This window comes from Collimonas sp. OK307 (assembly GCF_900113705.1).
Taxonomy (GTDB): Bacteria; Pseudomonadota; Gammaproteobacteria; order Burkholderiales; family Burkholderiaceae_D; genus Collimonas.
On the sequence record NZ_FOQI01000027.1, the window covers coordinates 1 to 14,573 of the forward strand.

13 protein-coding genes and 1 pseudogene are annotated in these 14,573 nt (G+C 58.2%); 9 read left to right on the forward strand and 5 right to left on the reverse strand.

Translation table 11 applies throughout. The features are described 5' to 3' along the window. The first annotated feature begins 23 nt into the window (after positions 1 to 23). The 5 genes from BM205_RS22875 (at position 24) to BM205_RS22895 (ending at position 5,788) form a co-directional block, all read left to right on the forward strand. The gene (locus tag BM205_RS22875) at positions 24 to 1,796 is read left to right on the forward strand and encodes a thiamine pyrophosphate-binding protein (protein ID WP_092417163.1); all 1,773 of its coding nucleotides are present in this window, start codon (positions 24 to 26) and stop codon (positions 1,794 to 1,796) included. 52 nt (positions 1,797 to 1,848) lie between these two features. Beyond that, positions 1,849 to 3,117 (forward strand): formyl-CoA transferase, encoded by a 1,269-nt coding sequence (frc, locus tag BM205_RS22880; RefSeq protein WP_092417164.1) that lies wholly within the window; start codon positions 1,849 to 1,851, stop codon positions 3,115 to 3,117. A gap of 114 nt (positions 3,118 to 3,231) precedes the next feature. Then, the gene (locus tag BM205_RS22885; protein ID WP_092417165.1) at positions 3,232 to 3,681 is read left to right on the forward strand and encodes a PAS domain-containing protein; all 450 of its coding nucleotides are present in this window, start codon (positions 3,232 to 3,234) and stop codon (positions 3,679 to 3,681) included. Positions 3,682 to 3,746: 65 nt separating this feature from the next. Then, entirely contained in the window at positions 3,747 to 4,994 is a 1,248-nt protein-coding gene (frc, locus tag BM205_RS22890) for a formyl-CoA transferase (protein WP_092417166.1), read from the forward strand. Further along, on the forward strand, positions 4,991 to 5,788 hold the full coding sequence (locus BM205_RS22895) for an AraC family transcriptional regulator (RefSeq protein ID WP_371326524.1): 798 nt from the start codon (positions 4,991 to 4,993) through the stop codon (positions 5,786 to 5,788). Before frc (BM205_RS22890) ends, BM205_RS22895 begins: the two co-directional genes overlap by 4 nt. Here the strand turns inward: BM205_RS22895 and BM205_RS22900 are convergent. Next, positions 5,788 to 5,901, reverse strand: a pseudogene (locus BM205_RS22900) (phenylacetic acid degradation protein PaaY); the annotation flags it as partial. The gene BM205_RS22895 and the pseudogene BM205_RS22900 overlap by 1 nt on opposite strands. Positions 5,902 to 6,233: 332 nt before the next feature. On the opposite strand from BM205_RS22900, the gene gcvH reads away from it, so the two are divergent. The 3 genes from gcvH (at position 6,234) to gcvT (ending at position 10,765) form a co-directional block, all read left to right on the forward strand. After that, positions 6,234 to 6,614 carry a glycine cleavage system protein GcvH gene (gene gcvH / locus BM205_RS22905; RefSeq protein WP_092417167.1) on the forward strand — a complete coding sequence of 127 codons (381 nt, stop codon included), beginning with the start codon at positions 6,234 to 6,236 and terminating at the stop codon, positions 6,612 to 6,614. 35 nt (positions 6,615 to 6,649) lie between these two features. Further along, positions 6,650 to 9,529: an aminomethyl-transferring glycine dehydrogenase gene (gene gcvP / locus BM205_RS22910; RefSeq protein WP_371326525.1), complete on the forward strand. Its 2,880-nt coding sequence runs from the start codon at positions 6,650 to 6,652 to the stop codon at positions 9,527 to 9,529. 105 nt (positions 9,530 to 9,634) lie between these two features. After that, positions 9,635 to 10,765 (forward strand): glycine cleavage system aminomethyltransferase GcvT, encoded by a 1,131-nt coding sequence (gcvT, locus tag BM205_RS22915; protein ID WP_092417169.1) that lies wholly within the window; start codon positions 9,635 to 9,637, stop codon positions 10,763 to 10,765. A gap of 35 nt (positions 10,766 to 10,800) precedes the next feature. Here the strand turns inward: gcvT and BM205_RS22920 are convergent, their stop codons facing one another. Then, positions 10,801 to 11,691, reverse strand: coding sequence for a TauD/TfdA dioxygenase family protein (locus BM205_RS22920; RefSeq protein WP_092417170.1), 891 nt, complete (start codon positions 11,689 to 11,691; stop codon positions 10,801 to 10,803). Between the two features lie 170 nt (positions 11,692 to 11,861). Next, entirely contained in the window at positions 11,862 to 12,644 is a 783-nt protein-coding gene (locus tag BM205_RS22925) for a VOC family protein (RefSeq protein ID WP_092417171.1), read from the reverse strand. An 89-nt stretch (positions 12,645 to 12,733) separates the two neighbouring features. Here BM205_RS22925 and BM205_RS22930 point away from each other — a divergent pair, with 89 nt between their 5' ends. Next, positions 12,734 to 13,363 carry a class I SAM-dependent methyltransferase gene (locus tag BM205_RS22930; RefSeq protein WP_092417172.1) on the forward strand — a complete coding sequence of 210 codons (630 nt, stop codon included), beginning with the start codon at positions 12,734 to 12,736 and terminating at the stop codon, positions 13,361 to 13,363. 92 nt (positions 13,364 to 13,455) lie between these two features. Here the strand turns inward: BM205_RS22930 and BM205_RS22935 are convergent, their stop codons facing one another. Both BM205_RS22935 and BM205_RS24680 read right to left on the reverse strand, forming a co-directional pair. After that, positions 13,456 to 14,403 (reverse strand): alpha/beta fold hydrolase, encoded by a 948-nt coding sequence (locus BM205_RS22935; RefSeq protein ID WP_092417173.1) that lies wholly within the window; start codon positions 14,401 to 14,403, stop codon positions 13,456 to 13,458. Between the two features lie 43 nt (positions 14,404 to 14,446). Next, positions 14,447 to 14,572 (reverse strand): hypothetical protein, encoded by a 126-nt coding sequence (locus BM205_RS24680; RefSeq protein WP_256381772.1) that lies wholly within the window; start codon positions 14,570 to 14,572, stop codon positions 14,447 to 14,449. Position 14,573: the final 1 nt, after the last annotated feature.

Here is a 14,573-nt window from a genome sequence, read left to right on the forward strand (position 1 = left end):
GATAACCGATAACAGGAGGAGCAATGGCAGCAGTGATATCCGAGTCGAAAGTAGCGCCAGGCGCAGTGTCAAGCACCACGGCCGACGATACGCTCAAACGCAAGAGCCGTGAAGCCGGCGTTGTGTCAGGCGGGCATCTGGTGGCGCGTGCGCTGAAGAATGAAGGCGTCGACACTATCTTTACCCTGTGCGGTGGCCATATCATCGATATCTACGATGGTTGCATCGACGAAGGCATTCGCATCATCGACGTGCGGCATGAGCAAGTCGCGGCCCATGCTGCCGACGGTTATGCCCGCCAGACCGGCAAATTGGGCGTGGTAGTGACTACCGCCGGCCCGGGTTGCACCAATGCCGTGACCGGTATCGCCACGGCGTTCCGTTCTGAAAGTCCTGTCTTGCATATCGGTGGCCAGGGTGGCATCACCCAGCACATGATGGGTTCGCTGCAAGACTTGCCGCATACCGAGATGATGCGGCCGATCACCAAGTTCTCCGAAGGCGTGCGTTCCACCGAACGTGTGGCCGACATGGTGTCGATGGCGATCCGGGCCTGCTTTGCCGGCGCGCCCGGCCCGGCCTACCTGGAAATCCCGCGCGATGTGCTGGACCGTGAAATCGACATCAGCAAGGCCGTGATTCCGGCTGCCGGCCAATACCGCGCTTCGGTGAAATCGCTGGGCGATGTGGCCGATATCGAGAAGCTGGCCGACATCCTGGTGCAGGCAGAACGTCCGGTGGTGCTGTACGGTGGCCAGGTCTGGTCTTCGCGTGGTCACAAGGAAGCGATCGACCTGGTGCGCGGCCTGGATATTCCGGCTTACTTCAACGGCGCTTCACGTGGTTTGCTGCCGCCAGGCGATCCGCACCATTTCGACCGCACGCGTCGCGAAGGTTTCGATAAAGCTGACGTGATCCTGATTGTCGGCACGCCGTTCGATTTCCGCATGGGTTATGGCAAGCGTCTGGGCCTGAATGCCAAAGTCATCCAGATCGACCAGGATTACCGTACGGTCGGCAAGAACCGCGACATTACCTTGGGTCTGGTGGGCGATCCCGGCACCATCCTGGGCGCGGTATTACAAGCGGCCAGCGGCCGTATCAACAAGAGTGCACAAGAAAAACGGCGTGCCTGGATGAAGCAGTTGCAGCTGCAGGAAGCGATTGCGACCGAAAAGCTGATGCCGCTGTTCAAATCGAACAGTTCGCCGATCCATCCTTACCGTGTTGCTTACGAAATCAACGAGTTCCTGAACGACGACACGATCTACATCGGCGACGGTGGCGACGTGGTGACGATCTCGGCGCAGGCGGTACGTCCGCGCAATCCGGGCCAATGGATGGATCCTGGTGCGTTGGGTAGCCTGGGTGTCGGCACCGGCTTTGCGATTGCTGCAGGCCTGGCCAATCCGGAGAAGGAAGTGTTGTGCTACTACGGCGACGGTGCATTCAGCATGACCTCGTTCGACATGGAAACGGCGAATCGTTTCGGTGTGCCGTATATCGCGGTGATCGGCAACAACTCGGCGATGAACCAGATCCGTTACGGGCAATTGGCGAAATACGGCGAAGAACGCGGCAACGTCGGCAACCTGCTGAGCGATATCCCTTACGGCAAGTTTGCGGAGATGCTGGGCGGGCATGGCGAAGAAGTGCGCGATCCGGCACAGATCGCCGGCGCCTTGCAGCGGGCCCGTGAAGCGGTGAAAACGACAGGTCGTTGTGCAGTGGTCAATATCTGGGTCGATCCTGCGGTGTATGCCCCGGGAACCATGGCTCAGACCATGTACAAATAAGTTCTGGCTGCAAAGACAAACAGATTCGATCAAATGAAACAGGAGATTTGAAATGACCAAGGAAACAAACAAGGCAAAGCCACTAGACGGCATCCGCATCATCGACTTCACGCACGTGCAAGCCGGTCCTGCATGTACGCAATTGCTGGCATGGTTTGGCGCCGATGTAATCAAGGTTGAGCGTCCCGGTTCAGGTGATGTGACACGCTCGCAACTGCGCGACATCCCTGATGTCGATGCGCTGTATTTCACCATGTTGAACAGCAACAAGCGATCGCTCACGCTGGATACTAAAAAGCCGGAAGGCAAGCTGGTGCTGGAAAAGCTGATCAAGGAATCTGACGTCCTGGTTGAGAACTTTGGGCCAGGCGCACTGGATCGCATGGGCTTCTCGTGGGAACGTATCAACGAACTCAATCCAAAGATGATCGTCGCCTCGGTAAAGGGTTTCAGCGACGGCCATCACTACGATGATTTGAAGGTCTACGAAAACGTCGCACAATGTGCCGGCGGCGCTGCCTCCACCACAGGTTTCTGGGACGGCCCGCCAACCGTCAGCGCCGCGGCGCTGGGCGATAGCAACACCGGCATGCACCTGGCGATCGGCATTCTCACGGCGCTGATCGGTCGTGACAAGAGCGGCAAGGGCCAGCGGGTTGCCGTGTCGATGCAAGATAGCGTCTTGAATCTGTGCCGCGTCAAACTGCGCGACCAGCAACGCCTGGACCGGCTCGGTTTCCTGGAAGAGTACCCACAATATCCGCACGGCACGTTCAGCGATGTCGTACCCCGCGGCGGCAATGCCGGCGGTGGCGGCCAACCGGGCTGGGTACTCAAATGCAAGGGCTGGGAAAACGATCCGAACGCCTATATCTACTTCACCATCCAGGGCCATGCGTGGGCGCCTATCTGTAAAGCGATCGGCAAGGATGAATGGATCGAAGATCCTGCCTACAACACGCCAAAGGCGCGTCAACCGCATATCACCGAGATCTTCGATACGATAGAAGTGTGGCTGAAGGATAAGACCAAGTTTGAAGCGGTCGATATCTTGCGCAAATTCGACATCCCTTGCGCACCGGTGCTGACCATGAAAGAACTGGCTAACGATCCGTCGCTGCGCGCCAGCGGCACCATTACCGAAGTCGATCATAAGGAACGCGGTAAATACCTGACCGTCGGCAGCCCGATCAAGTTTTCCGATCTGACTCCGGAAATTACCGGATCGCCATTGCTGGGCGAGCATACCGATGAAGTGTTGGCGAGCCTCGGCTACAGCGCCGGACAGATTGCAGAATTACATAGTTCGCAAGCGGTCTGATGATCCGGGAATAGCAGTATGATTGGTGGATAATCGTCGTGTTGGCGATTGACGGCGTCCGCCTCGGACGCCGTTTTTACATGCAGGCCGCTTAACCGACACAGGAGAAAGAATATGTCGTCCACACCTGATCTCAAACAGCTGGTAGAAGCAGTTGGCGATGCTATCGTGATTTCCGACGCCAAGGGCGCCATCACCTTATGGAATCCTGCAGCCGAGCGCATGTTCGGCTTTACCCGGGAAGACGCGCTGGGACGCTCGCTCGATCTGATCATCCCGGAACGGCAACGCCAGCGGCATTGGGACGGGTACCAGAAGACCATGGATACCGGCATCACCCGCTACGGCAACGATGTGCTGCGGGTGCCAGCAGTGCACAAGGATGGGCATACCTTGTCGATCGCGTTTACGGTGGCGTTGCTGCATACGCCGGACAACAAGGTGGCGGCTATTGTTGCTGTGATTCGCGATGAAAGCAGCCGCTTTGCCGAGGACCGCGCGTTGCGCAAGCGCCTGGCGGAACTGGAAGCCAAACTGGCCACGCAAACAGCTGAGTCCAGTTAATATATCGGAGGAGTCGTAGCATGGTTCCCACACTATAAATATATAAATACAAACAGGAGATTGTAATGAGCAAAGCACTGGATGGCGTGCGCATTCTTGACTTCACCCATGTCCAGTCAGGGCCGACCTGCACGCAGCTACTGGCCTGGTTCGGCGCCGATGTCATCAAGGTCGAGCGCGCAGGCGAGGGTGATGCCACGCGTGGGCAATTGCGCGATATTCCCGGGGTCGACAGCCTGTATTTCACGATGTTGAACCATAACAAACGCTCAATCACGCTGGATACCAAAAATCCCAAAGGTAAGGAAGTACTGGAAACGCTGATCAAGGATTGCGATGTGCTGGTAGAGAATTTCGCACCGGGCGCCCTCGATCGCATGGGCTTTTCCTGGGAACGTATCCAGGAATTGAATCCACGCATGATCGTCGCTTCCGTCAAGGGTTTCGGTCCTGGCAAATACGAGGATTGCAAGGTGTATGAGAACGTCGCCCAATGCGCGGGCGGTGCGGCGTCTACCACCGGTTTCGACGACGGTCCGCCGATGGTGACCGGTGCCCAGATCGGCGACAGCGGCACCGGCCTGCATCTCGCGTTGGGGATCGTCAGTGCACTGTATCAGCGCCACACTTCAGGGCGTGGACAAAAAGTGCTGGCGCCGATGCAAGACGCTGTATTGAATTTGTGCCGCGTCAAGCTGCGTGACCAGCAACGCCTGGAACGTACCGGCACCATGCACGAATATCCGCAGTACCCGGACAGCAAGTTCGGCGAGGCAGTGCCGCGTGCCGGCAATGCTTCCGGCGGCGGCCAGCCGGGCTCGATCCTGAAATGCAAGGGTTGGGAAACCGATCCCAATGCCTACATTTATTTCATCACCCAAGGTGCGGTCTGGCCAGCGGTATGCAAGGTGATAGGCGAGGAAGGCTGGGTTACCGACGAGGCCTACGCCACGCCGGCGGCGCGCCTGCTGCACCTGAAGCCGATCTTTGCCCGCATCGAACAATGGACCATGACCAAGACCAAGTTCGAGGCCATGGATATCTTGAATCAGTACGACATTCCGTGCGGTCCGATTCTGTCGATGAAGGAAATTGCAGAGGATGCTTCGTTGCGCCAGACAGGCACTATCGTCGAAATCGATCATCCGACACGCGGCAAGTACCTGACGGTGGGCAATCCGATCAAGATGTCCGACAGCCCGACAGTGGTCACTCGTTCGCCTTTGCTGGGAGAGCATACCGAAGAAGTGCTGGCGCAACTTGGCTACGGCAAGGACTATATTGCGGCGCTGCGCGAAGAGAAGGTGATTTGAAACGCGACTGGGCCGACGACATGACTGCGGGATTAAATGACGAAGCGCCTCATCCTGTCGACGGTTCAATCGTGACATCTGCCATGGATTACCCCGATGGCCACATCGTCCCGATGCATCGGCATGCTTGCGCGCAGTTGCTGTATGCGGCCAAGGGAGTCATGACGGTGGATGCCGCAGCCGGGCGCTGGATAGTGCCGCCCGGCCGCGCTGTCTGGCTGCAGGCACATGTCGACCACCGGATTTGCATGCATGGCGAGGTTGAATTGCGCACGCTGTTGCTTGATGTCGACGCCGCCATGGCGCGGCAGCTGCCGGCACGCAGTTGCGTGTTGAATATCTCGCCGTTGCTGCGTGAGCTGATTGCTGCCGTTCATTGCAACCCGAGAGCGGACAATGGCGCCAGGCGCAACTGGCATATGCTGCAACTGTTGCTGCATGAATTGGGTTCGGTGACGGTACTGCCACTTTATTTGCCCTTGCCGCTGGCTGCACGGCTACGCAGTCTTTGCGAGCTGCTGATGGCGACTCCCGGCAAGCAGGTAACAATCGAAACCTGGGCCGGGCAGCTCGGTATCTCCACCAGTACCCTGCATCGCCTGTTTCTGAGCCAGACCGGCATGCGGTTTGGACAATGGCGGCAGCAAGCCCGGCTGTTGCTGGCCTTGGAACAGCTGGCGCGCGGCGGGAAAGTTGCCGCCGCAGCGCAAAACCAAGGCTACAGCAGCCAGAGCGCATTCAGCGCCATGTTCAGAAAACATTTCGGCAGCACACCAAGCGCTTTCTACCGCTGAATTCCCGCAGCCAGGGTTCGCGCTGGAATTTTCATGCCTGCCCGCACAAATGCGCTGGCGGCCACGATGGCATCCTCGCCCACCTCCGCTTCATCCATCACCACTGCGTTCATTCACAGTGGCAGTAATGATGGGGACCAAGGCCGACAAGAAGTTAACCGCATAAGTTAGCGACTGAGTTAGCAGCTAAGTTTGCAGCCAAGTTGCTTCAATTATGAGTATGCCGTCGTGAGCGGCGGCAACTCAATCAAAAACACGGATTGGCCCCTCGGGGCCTGTAGTTGGGATAATCCGTAAAGAATCAATAGCTTAGCGCATTGACCACGATTTTCGGAGATGCCTGCCATGTCCGATCGTAGCGTAACGCAGTATCATGCAAGACGTTTCGGTCGTAAAATTCGAATTGGTAATTTGAATATCATGGTTTTTTATAAAGGAGATTGGCATGGGTCAGGTGAAATATACCGTAGAGCATGAATGGTTACGCGTTGAGGACGACGGTCTGGTAACAGTCGGCATTACCGATTTCGCACAAGGACATCTGGGCGACCTGGTTTTTGTGCAACTGCCGGACGTCGACAGTGAAATTGCCAAGGGCGACGAAGCCGCGGTGATTGAATCGGTCAAGGCCGCGAGTGAAATCATGATGCCGGTTGCTGGCAAGGTGGTCGAAGTTAATACCACTTTGGCCGACGAACCGGGCAAGGTCAATGAAGATCCATTAGGCGCAGGCTGGTTTTTCAAAATGAAAGTCAACGATATTGCTGAGTTGAACAGTTTGATGGATGAAGCGGCTTACGCTGCGATGATCAAAGGCCAAGCGTAAGCCACAAGCTGACGCCGCCATTTACTGTTCACAATATGAAGGATGCACCCATGACACAATCGCGGCCTGCTCTTGAAGATCTGGTACAACATGCCGATTTCATTGAACGCCATATCGGTCCGGATCACACCCAGCAAAAGGCCATGTTGTCGATGCTCGGTTTCGAATCGATCGATGCATTGATACAAAAAGTAGTCCCGGCCGCTATCCTGGAGCGGCAGCCGCTGAAGCTCGGCTCCCCGCGCAGCGAAGCTGAAACGCTGGCGGCATTGCGCCAGATTGCCAGCAAGAACCAGTTGTTCAAATCACATATCGGCATGGGGTATTACAACTGCCATACGCCGACCGTGATCCTGCGTAATTTGCTGGAAAACCCGGCCTGGTATACCGCCTACACGCCATACCAGCCTGAAATTTCGCAAGGACGGCTGGAAGCGCTGCTGAATTTCCAGACCATGGTGACGGACCTGACCGGCATGGAGATCGCTAACGCGTCCTTGCTGGACGAAGCCACCGCCGCAGCCGAAGCGATGACATTTTGCCAGCGGCTGTCGAAAAGCAAGAGCAACATCTTCTTCGTTTCACAAGACTGTTATCCGCAAACCATCGACGTACTGCGCACCCGCGCCGCGCCAATCGGCGTCGAGGTGGTGGTCGGCGATCATCTTAAAGACCTGGAGCGGCTGGACTGCTTCGGCGTGCTGCTGCAGTACCCGACCCTGAACGGCGAGATCAACGACTATGCCGCCACCGCGCGTCTGGCGCATGGCAAGCAAGCGTTAGTCGTGGTTGCCGCCGATCTGCTGGCACTGACCCTGCTGACGCCGCCAGGCGAGTTCGGCGCCGATGTGGTGGTGGGCAGCGCCCAGCGCTTCGGTGTCCCGCTCGGTTATGGTGGTCCGCACGCGGCGTATTTCGCCACGCTGGATGCGCACAAGCGCGTGATGCCGGGACGATTGGTCGGTGTCTCGATCGACAGTCGCGGCCAACCGGCCTACCGCTTGGCGATGCAGACCCGCGAGCAACATATCCGCCGTGAAAAAGCCACCAGCAACGTCTGTACCGCACAAGTATTGCTGGCCAATATCGCCAGCATGTACGCGGTTTACCACGGCCCGCAAGGCTTGAAGACGATCGCACAACGGGTACACCGGCTGACCGCGATCCTGGCCGAGGGCTTGCGTCTGCTGCACCATCCGGTGCCAACCGCCAGTTTCTTCGACACCATCACCGTGCATACCGGCGGCCATACACAGGATATCCATGCGGCTGCGCGCAGCCAGTCGGTCAACCTGCGTCTGATCGACGATGGCAGCGTCGGCATTGCGCTGGATGAAACCAGCACGCGAGCGGATGTGGAAGCGTTGTGGAATATCTTCGCACTCGGCAAACCGCTGCCGTCGTTCGACGCGCTGGAAGCCAGCGCCGACGAGCGGATCCCGGCGCCGCTGATGCGCAGCAGCGCATTCCTGACACACCCGGTATTCAACAGCCATCATTCGGAAACCCAGATGCTGCGCTATTTGCGCGCGCTGGCAGACAAGGACCTGGCGCTCGACCGCAGCATGATACCGCTCGGTTCCTGCACCATGAAACTCAACGCCACTACCGAGATGATCCCGGTTACCTGGCCGGAGTTCGGTGCGCTGCATCCGTTCGCACCGCTGCATCAGGCCCTTGGTTATCAGCAACTGGTGGCCGATCTGGAAGAAATGCTGTGTGTCTGCACCGGCTACGATGCAGTATCGCTGCAACCAAATGCCGGTTCGCAGGGCGAATATGCCGGCTTGCTGGCGATCCGCGCCTATCACCAGAGCCGCGGCGAGGGTGAACGCAATATCTGCCTGATCCCGAGTTCCGCCCATGGCACCAATCCGGCGACGGCGCACATGGCTGGCATGCAAGTGGTGGTGGTGCAATGCGACGAGCAAGGTAACGTCAATGTCGCCGACCTGCGCGCCAAGGCGGATGAACACGCCAACGATCTGGCTGCGTTGATGATTACTTATCCATCAACCCACGGCGTATTTGAAGAGGCCATCGGCGAGATCTGCGAAATTGTCCATGCTCATGGCGGCCAGGTGTATATCGACGGCGCCAACATGAATGCGATGGTCGGTTTGTGTGCGCCAGGCAAATTCGGTGGCGACGTCTCGCATCTGAATTTACACAAGACTTTCTGCATCCCGCATGGCGGCGGCGGGCCTGGTGTCGGTCCGATCGGCGTCAAGGCGCATCTGGCGCCTTTCCTGCCAGGTCACCGCATGCTGGAAAAAGGTATTGCGCCGGTCTCCGCAGCGCCTTGGGGCAGTGCCAGCATCCTGCCGATTACCTGGGCATATATCACGCTGATGGGTGCGCAGGGCTTGCGGCAAGCGAGTGAGCTGGCGATCCTGAACGCCAACTACATCATGCACCGGCTGGCGCCGCATTATCCAATCTTGTACAGCGGCAGCGACGGCCTGGTGGCGCACGAAGGCATCATCGACCTGCGTCCGCTCAAGGACAAGACCGGGATTACGGTGGACGACGTTGCGAAGCGCCTGATCGATTATGGTTTCCATGCGCCTACCATGTCGTTCCCGGTAGCTGGCACCTTGATGATCGAACCGACCGAAAGCGAATCCAAGGAAGAACTGGATCGTTTCTGCGACGCCATGATCGCGATTCGCGCAGAGATCAGGGCCGTGGAAAATGGCGATATCAAGGCCGAGCAGACGGCACTGCGCCATGCGCCGCATACGGCTCAGGATCTGACCGACGAATGGACCCGTGCGTATTCGCGCGAGCAAGCTGTATTCCCGTTGAAGTCGCTGCGTCAGAACAAGTATTGGCCACCGGTAGGGAGGATCGATAACGTCTACGGCGACCGCAATCTGGTTTGTTCCTGTCCGCCGATGTCGGATTACGAATAGGTCGCAAATGTACAAGCAGGATGGGCAAGCATTTTCACCCACGCGTTACCGAAGTATGCCGCGGGGACCGGTGCCCATCCTGTTAACTGATAAAGGACATTTTTCATGAGTGATATCGGCAACGACGCGCCAGCGGCGCGTACACCGCTGTACCAATTGCATCTGGAACTAGGCGCCAAGATGGTGCCGTTCGCAGGCTACGAAATGCCGTTGCAATATCCGAGCGGCATTCTCAAGGAACATAATCACACCCGCAGCCAGGCCGGTCTGTTCGACGTATCGCACATGGGGCAATTGCGCCTGAGCGGCGCGGGCGCCGCCGCGGCACTGGAATCGCTGGTGCCGGTCGATATTGTCGATCTGCCCGTGAACCAGCAGCGTTATGCGCTGTTTACCAACCAGCAAGGCGGCATCCTCGACGACCTGATGGTTGCCAATGCCGGCGATCACCTGTTCCTGGTGGTGAATGCCGCCTGCAAGCAGCAAGACACCGCACACCTGCGGGAGCATCTGTCCAGTCTCTGTCAAATCGAAGAATTGAGCGATCGCTCTTTGCTCGCTTTGCAAGGACCTGCGGCGGCGGCCGTGATGGCGCGCATCGCTCCGGATAGCGCGAAGATGATTTTCATGCAGACAGCCAAATTTATTTTGGCTGGAAGCGAATGCTTTGTCAGCCGTTCCGGTTATACCGGCGAAGACGGCTTTGAAATTTCGGTGCCGAATGCCGGAGCTGAAGCCTTGGCGCGGCTGCTGCTGGCGCAACCGGAGGTGGCGCCTATCGGTCTTGGTGCGCGTGATTCGCTGCGGCTGGAGGCAGGGCTGTGCTTATACGGCCATGACATGGATGGCAGCACCACGCCGGTCGAAGCTAGCCTGGGCTGGGCCTTGTCCAAGGTGCGGCGTGCCGGCGGCGCTCGCGCCGGCGGCTATCCTGGCGCCGAGGTGATCGCGCGCCAGCTTGACCAAGGCGTCGACCGCAAACGGGTCGGCCTGCTGCTCAAGGATCGCATGCCGGCGCGTGAAGGTGCGGAACTGGTCGACGCCGACGGCAGGCAAGTGGGCAAGATCACCAGCGGCGGTTTCGGGCCGACGCTGGGTAGCCCGGTAGCAATGGGTTATGTTGATAGCGCACACGCGAAAATCGGCACATTGCTGCAAGCCATGGTGCGCGGCAAAGGTGTGCCTGTCGAGGTGGTCAAGACGCCGTTTACCCCGGCGCGTTATTTCCGCGGCTGACGGACTGACGGATAAGTGCCGATGCCGGTCGACGATCAGACCGGCACGTCGCCTTCGACGGTAGTGCGATACAGGGTGCGGCGTAAATGCTGAGGTGTGACCGCCGCATAATGTACCGTGCTGCGGTTGTCCCAAAATACCATGTCATGCGCGCGCCATTGATGGCGGTAGACGTTTTCGGCGCGTTTCGTATGTTCGTGCAAATAACGTAGCAAGGCCTCGCTTTCATCCTCGGGCAAGCCGACGATATGCGAGGTAAATCCTTCGCTGACAAACAATGCCTTGCGGCCGCTTGCCGGATGCACGCGTATTACCGGATGCTCGACTTCAGGCACTTCGTCGATCTGCTTTTGCGTCAGGTCGGCACGCCAGGGCGACATCTTTTGCAGGCGGCGATAGCGATAGACATAAGAATGCACCGCACGCCGTCCTTCCAAGGCTTGCCTGACATCGGCGGGCAAGGTTTCATAGGCGTTGAACATATTGGCGAACAAGGTATCTCCTTGTTCGGCCGGTAATTCCTGCGCGTGCAGCAGGGAACCCAGGCTCGGTTTTGGCATATACGACAGATCGGAATGCCAGTCGGCGCCGGCATCCACCAGACCGATCGGCTTGCCATCTTCGATGACATTGGAAACGATCAGGATTTCCGGATGGCCTTGCAGGTGAAAGCGGTTCAATACATGGACTTGCAGAGGGCCGAAGCGGCGGCTGAATGCCACATGTTGTTCCGGTGTGATACGTTGTTCGCGAAATACCAGGACGTTGTGCCTGACCAGGGCTGCGCGTATGCGGGCCAGATCCTGTGCGGAAACCGGTAATCGCAAATCGAGGCCCAGGATTTCCGCGCCTAACGGTCCCTCGATGGGGCGGATCTCGAATGACTGGGTGGCGGTGGACGGCGGCAAGGTGCTGGTGTTGGGCATGAGATGACTCGGATAACGGAGCGGCGTGCCTGCAATGACATCATTGAACAGGGAATGCCATCCTGAAATGACATTACACCTGTTCTCGCATCGTCACTGCAAATAATGGATTCTCATAACCATATGTGTTTTGCAGTGCAATGCGTTGTGTTGCTTTGCCACGTACCTCTCTAGCGCTGCGTCGAGACCAGGGCAAACATGGCGCCTTGCGGATCCAGGCCCTGGACAATCCAGCTGCCACCAGGAACCTGGTGCGGGCCCATGAGGACCTTGCCGCCAGCCTCGTTGATGCGCGTAACAGCGACGTCAATGGCCTCGACATTGATGTAATAGAGCCAGCAAGTGACTGGCATTTCCGGCATTTTTGTCATCATGCCGCCGATCGGCGCGCCGCCGGTGGCGAACGTCTGGTAGACGCCCATCGGCCCCATGTCGATCGCTTCGGCCTTGGTCCAGCCGAACAGGCCGGAATAGAAAGCAAATGCGCTTTCCATATCGCCGGCGTGTAATTCATGCCAGCCGACATGGCCCGGCGTGCCTGCAACCGGCGGCGCCGGCTGGGCTTCGGTATTGCCTTTGAACAGGAAAAATCCTGCGCCGTGCGGATCTGCCGCCACGGCAAAGCGGCCGACTCCCGGGATGTCTTCCGGCGGGCGGCGGATAGTGCCGCCTGCAGCCACCACGCGCCCGGCGTAGTCATCGACATCGCTGACGGCGATATAGCCGTTCCAGCCGGGCCGCGCGCCCATGGCACGTGCTTCTTCCGGGATCTGCATCAGGCCGCCGACCATGATGGTTCCGGCGGACAGTATGGTGTAAGGGGGACCGCCCATGCCGGCATCCTGCATGTTCCAGCCGACTACGCTCTTATAGAAAGACTCGGCGGCCTTGGTGTCGCTGGTCATCAGGTCGTACCACACAAATTTTGCTTGGTTAGTATTAGTAGTAGACATTGCGTTTGACTCCTTCGCTTGAATTTGATGCAACAGTACTTCCAGGGTTCATGTTGGATAATTTCCATCCATGCGCTACAGTACTAGGCATGATACTACTGCCTGAAGATCTGGAAAAAATTGCCGCTCTTACCCTGGAGCATTACAACCAACGTGCCGAAGACTTCCGCGAAGGAACCCGCGACCACGACGTCAGCCAGAACATTGCCGCGCTGCTGCGCCATATCAAAGGCACGCCGCCTTTCTCGATCCTGGACGTCGGCTGCGGTCCGGGGCGCGACCTGCGCACATTCAGCAAGCTCGGTCACATTGCTGTCGGCGTTGAAGGTGCGGAGCGTTTCGTCGAGATGGCGCGGGCGGATAGCGGCTGCGAGGTCTGGCATCAGGATTTTCTCAAACTCGATTTCCCGGACGCGCGTTTCGACGGTATCTTCGCCAACGCGGCGCTGTTCCATATCCCCAGCCAGGAACTGCCGCGCGTCTTGCGGCAATTCCATGCAACGTTGAAACCTGATGGCGTATTGTTCAGTTCCAACCCGCGCGGCAGCAACCAGGAGGGCTGGAATAGCGGCCGTTACGGCAGCTATCACGATCTCGCGGCATGGCGCCATTTCATGTCCGATGCCGGCTTCTCCGAACTGGAGCACTACTATCGGCCAGATGGACTGCCGCGTGAGCAGCAACCATGGCTGGCCAGCGTCTGGCGCAAACAGTCATGAAACGGCGAATGGCGACTAAGCGGCGACTAAGCGGCGATTAAGTGGCGATTAAGTGGCAATTAAGTGGCAATTAAGTGGCAATTAAGTGGCAATTAAGCGGCTGGTGATGCCGGTGGTGTTTGTAGTGTTTCAAGCTTGAGAAATTGCGTTGTCGCTTCTATCACGCCCGGGTCTTTCAACAACCGGCCATGTCCCAGGTTGCGCGTGCTGAGCAACTGCGCATCAGGCAATTTTTCCATCAACACCTGGGCTGAGCGAAATGGCACGATGTTGTCGTCGCAATCGTGTATTACCAATGTAGGCGTGCCTATCCGAGGTGCGACATGGCCGGCGCCCATGCGCTCGAAGAGCATCCCTTCGCGTGCTTCGAGATAGGACACCATGTCTGCGCGGACGCTTTCACGGATGCCGAAGGCGAGGGCGTAGTCGCGCGTTGCCTGCAACATGGAAACCGGTGACGAAATCAGCACCAGTTTATCTAGCGCCAATCCCAATCCCAATCCGTTCGCAGCCGCAATATATGCTGCAGCACCGCCCATGGAATGGCCAACCAGCGCCTGAACCCTGCCGAGGCGCGCAGCCGCATAAGCCAGCGCCCGCACAAACTGCGGTAGCGTGCTGCTCCAGGCTGAACTGCGCCCGTGCCCCGGCTGATCGATAATTACCACGGCCCAGCCGGCTGCGCTCAAGGCGTCGGCCAGGGCCATCATTTGCAAACCCCAGCCGGCCCAGCCATGCGTCATCAGCAGTTGCGGGGCATTCTCCGGCGCCGGCCAGTGATAAAGGGTGATCGAAGCGCGCTCAAAGGGCAGCGATTCAACACGCACATTGGGCGGCGCCATAAAACGGCGTGAAGCCAGCTTGCCCGGAATCGGCGTGCAGAACAGGTGGGCGGCAATACGCGGAGTCAGGCCAGGAGCGACGAATTGCGACAGGCGTACGCCCGTCCTTAGCAATTTGAACAGACCGCTCGCCGGAGCTTTACTTGCTGCGCGAGCTTTGGCGGCGAGCGGCTGGCTTGGGGCAGGATGCATATCCATGAAAACTTTCCTGTAAGGTATGAAACTGCTGGTTGAGGTGCGGTCAAAAGAAAATGAAGTCGTCGTTGCAGTCAGGGAGGGATTGCCCTGTCAGGCGAATCAAGCGCCATGCCGTCAGGCCGGCAATGGCAAGGGTGATCAAAGTGATGCATCCGGTAATAATCAACATG

Bases quoted from the DNA above. Each gene is read 5' to 3' on its own strand.
- BM205_RS22875 (WP_092417163.1), top strand. From the start codon at position 24: ATGGCAGCAGTGATATCCGAGTCGAAAGTAGCGCCAGGCGCAGTGTCA.
- frc (WP_092417164.1), top strand. From the start codon at position 1,849: ATGACCAAGGAAACAAACAAGGCAAAGCCACTAGACGGCATCCGCATC.
- BM205_RS22885 (WP_092417165.1), top strand. From the start codon at position 3,232: ATGTCGTCCACACCTGATCTCAAACAGCTGGTAGAAGCAGTTGGCGAT.
- frc (WP_092417166.1), top strand. From the start codon at position 3,747: ATGAGCAAAGCACTGGATGGCGTGCGCATTCTTGACTTCACCCATGTC.
- gcvH (WP_092417167.1), top strand. From the start codon at position 6,234: ATGGGTCAGGTGAAATATACCGTAGAGCATGAATGGTTACGCGTTGAG.
- gcvP (WP_371326525.1), top strand. From the start codon at position 6,650: ATGAAGGATGCACCCATGACACAATCGCGGCCTGCTCTTGAAGATCTG.
- gcvT (WP_092417169.1), top strand. From the start codon at position 9,635: ATGAGTGATATCGGCAACGACGCGCCAGCGGCGCGTACACCGCTGTAC.
- BM205_RS22920 (WP_092417170.1), bottom strand. From the start codon at position 11,691: ATGCCCAACACCAGCACCTTGCCGCCGTCCACCGCCACCCAGTCATTC.
- BM205_RS22925 (WP_092417171.1), bottom strand. From the start codon at position 12,644: ATGTCTACTACTAATACTAACCAAGCAAAATTTGTGTGGTACGACCTG.
- BM205_RS22930 (WP_092417172.1), top strand. From the start codon at position 12,734: ATGATACTACTGCCTGAAGATCTGGAAAAAATTGCCGCTCTTACCCTG.
- BM205_RS22935 (WP_092417173.1), bottom strand. From the start codon at position 14,403: ATGGATATGCATCCTGCCCCAAGCCAGCCGCTCGCCGCCAAAGCTCGC.
- BM205_RS24680 (WP_256381772.1), bottom strand. From the start codon at position 14,572: ATGTTGATTATTACCGGATGCATCACTTTGATCACCCTTGCCATTGCC.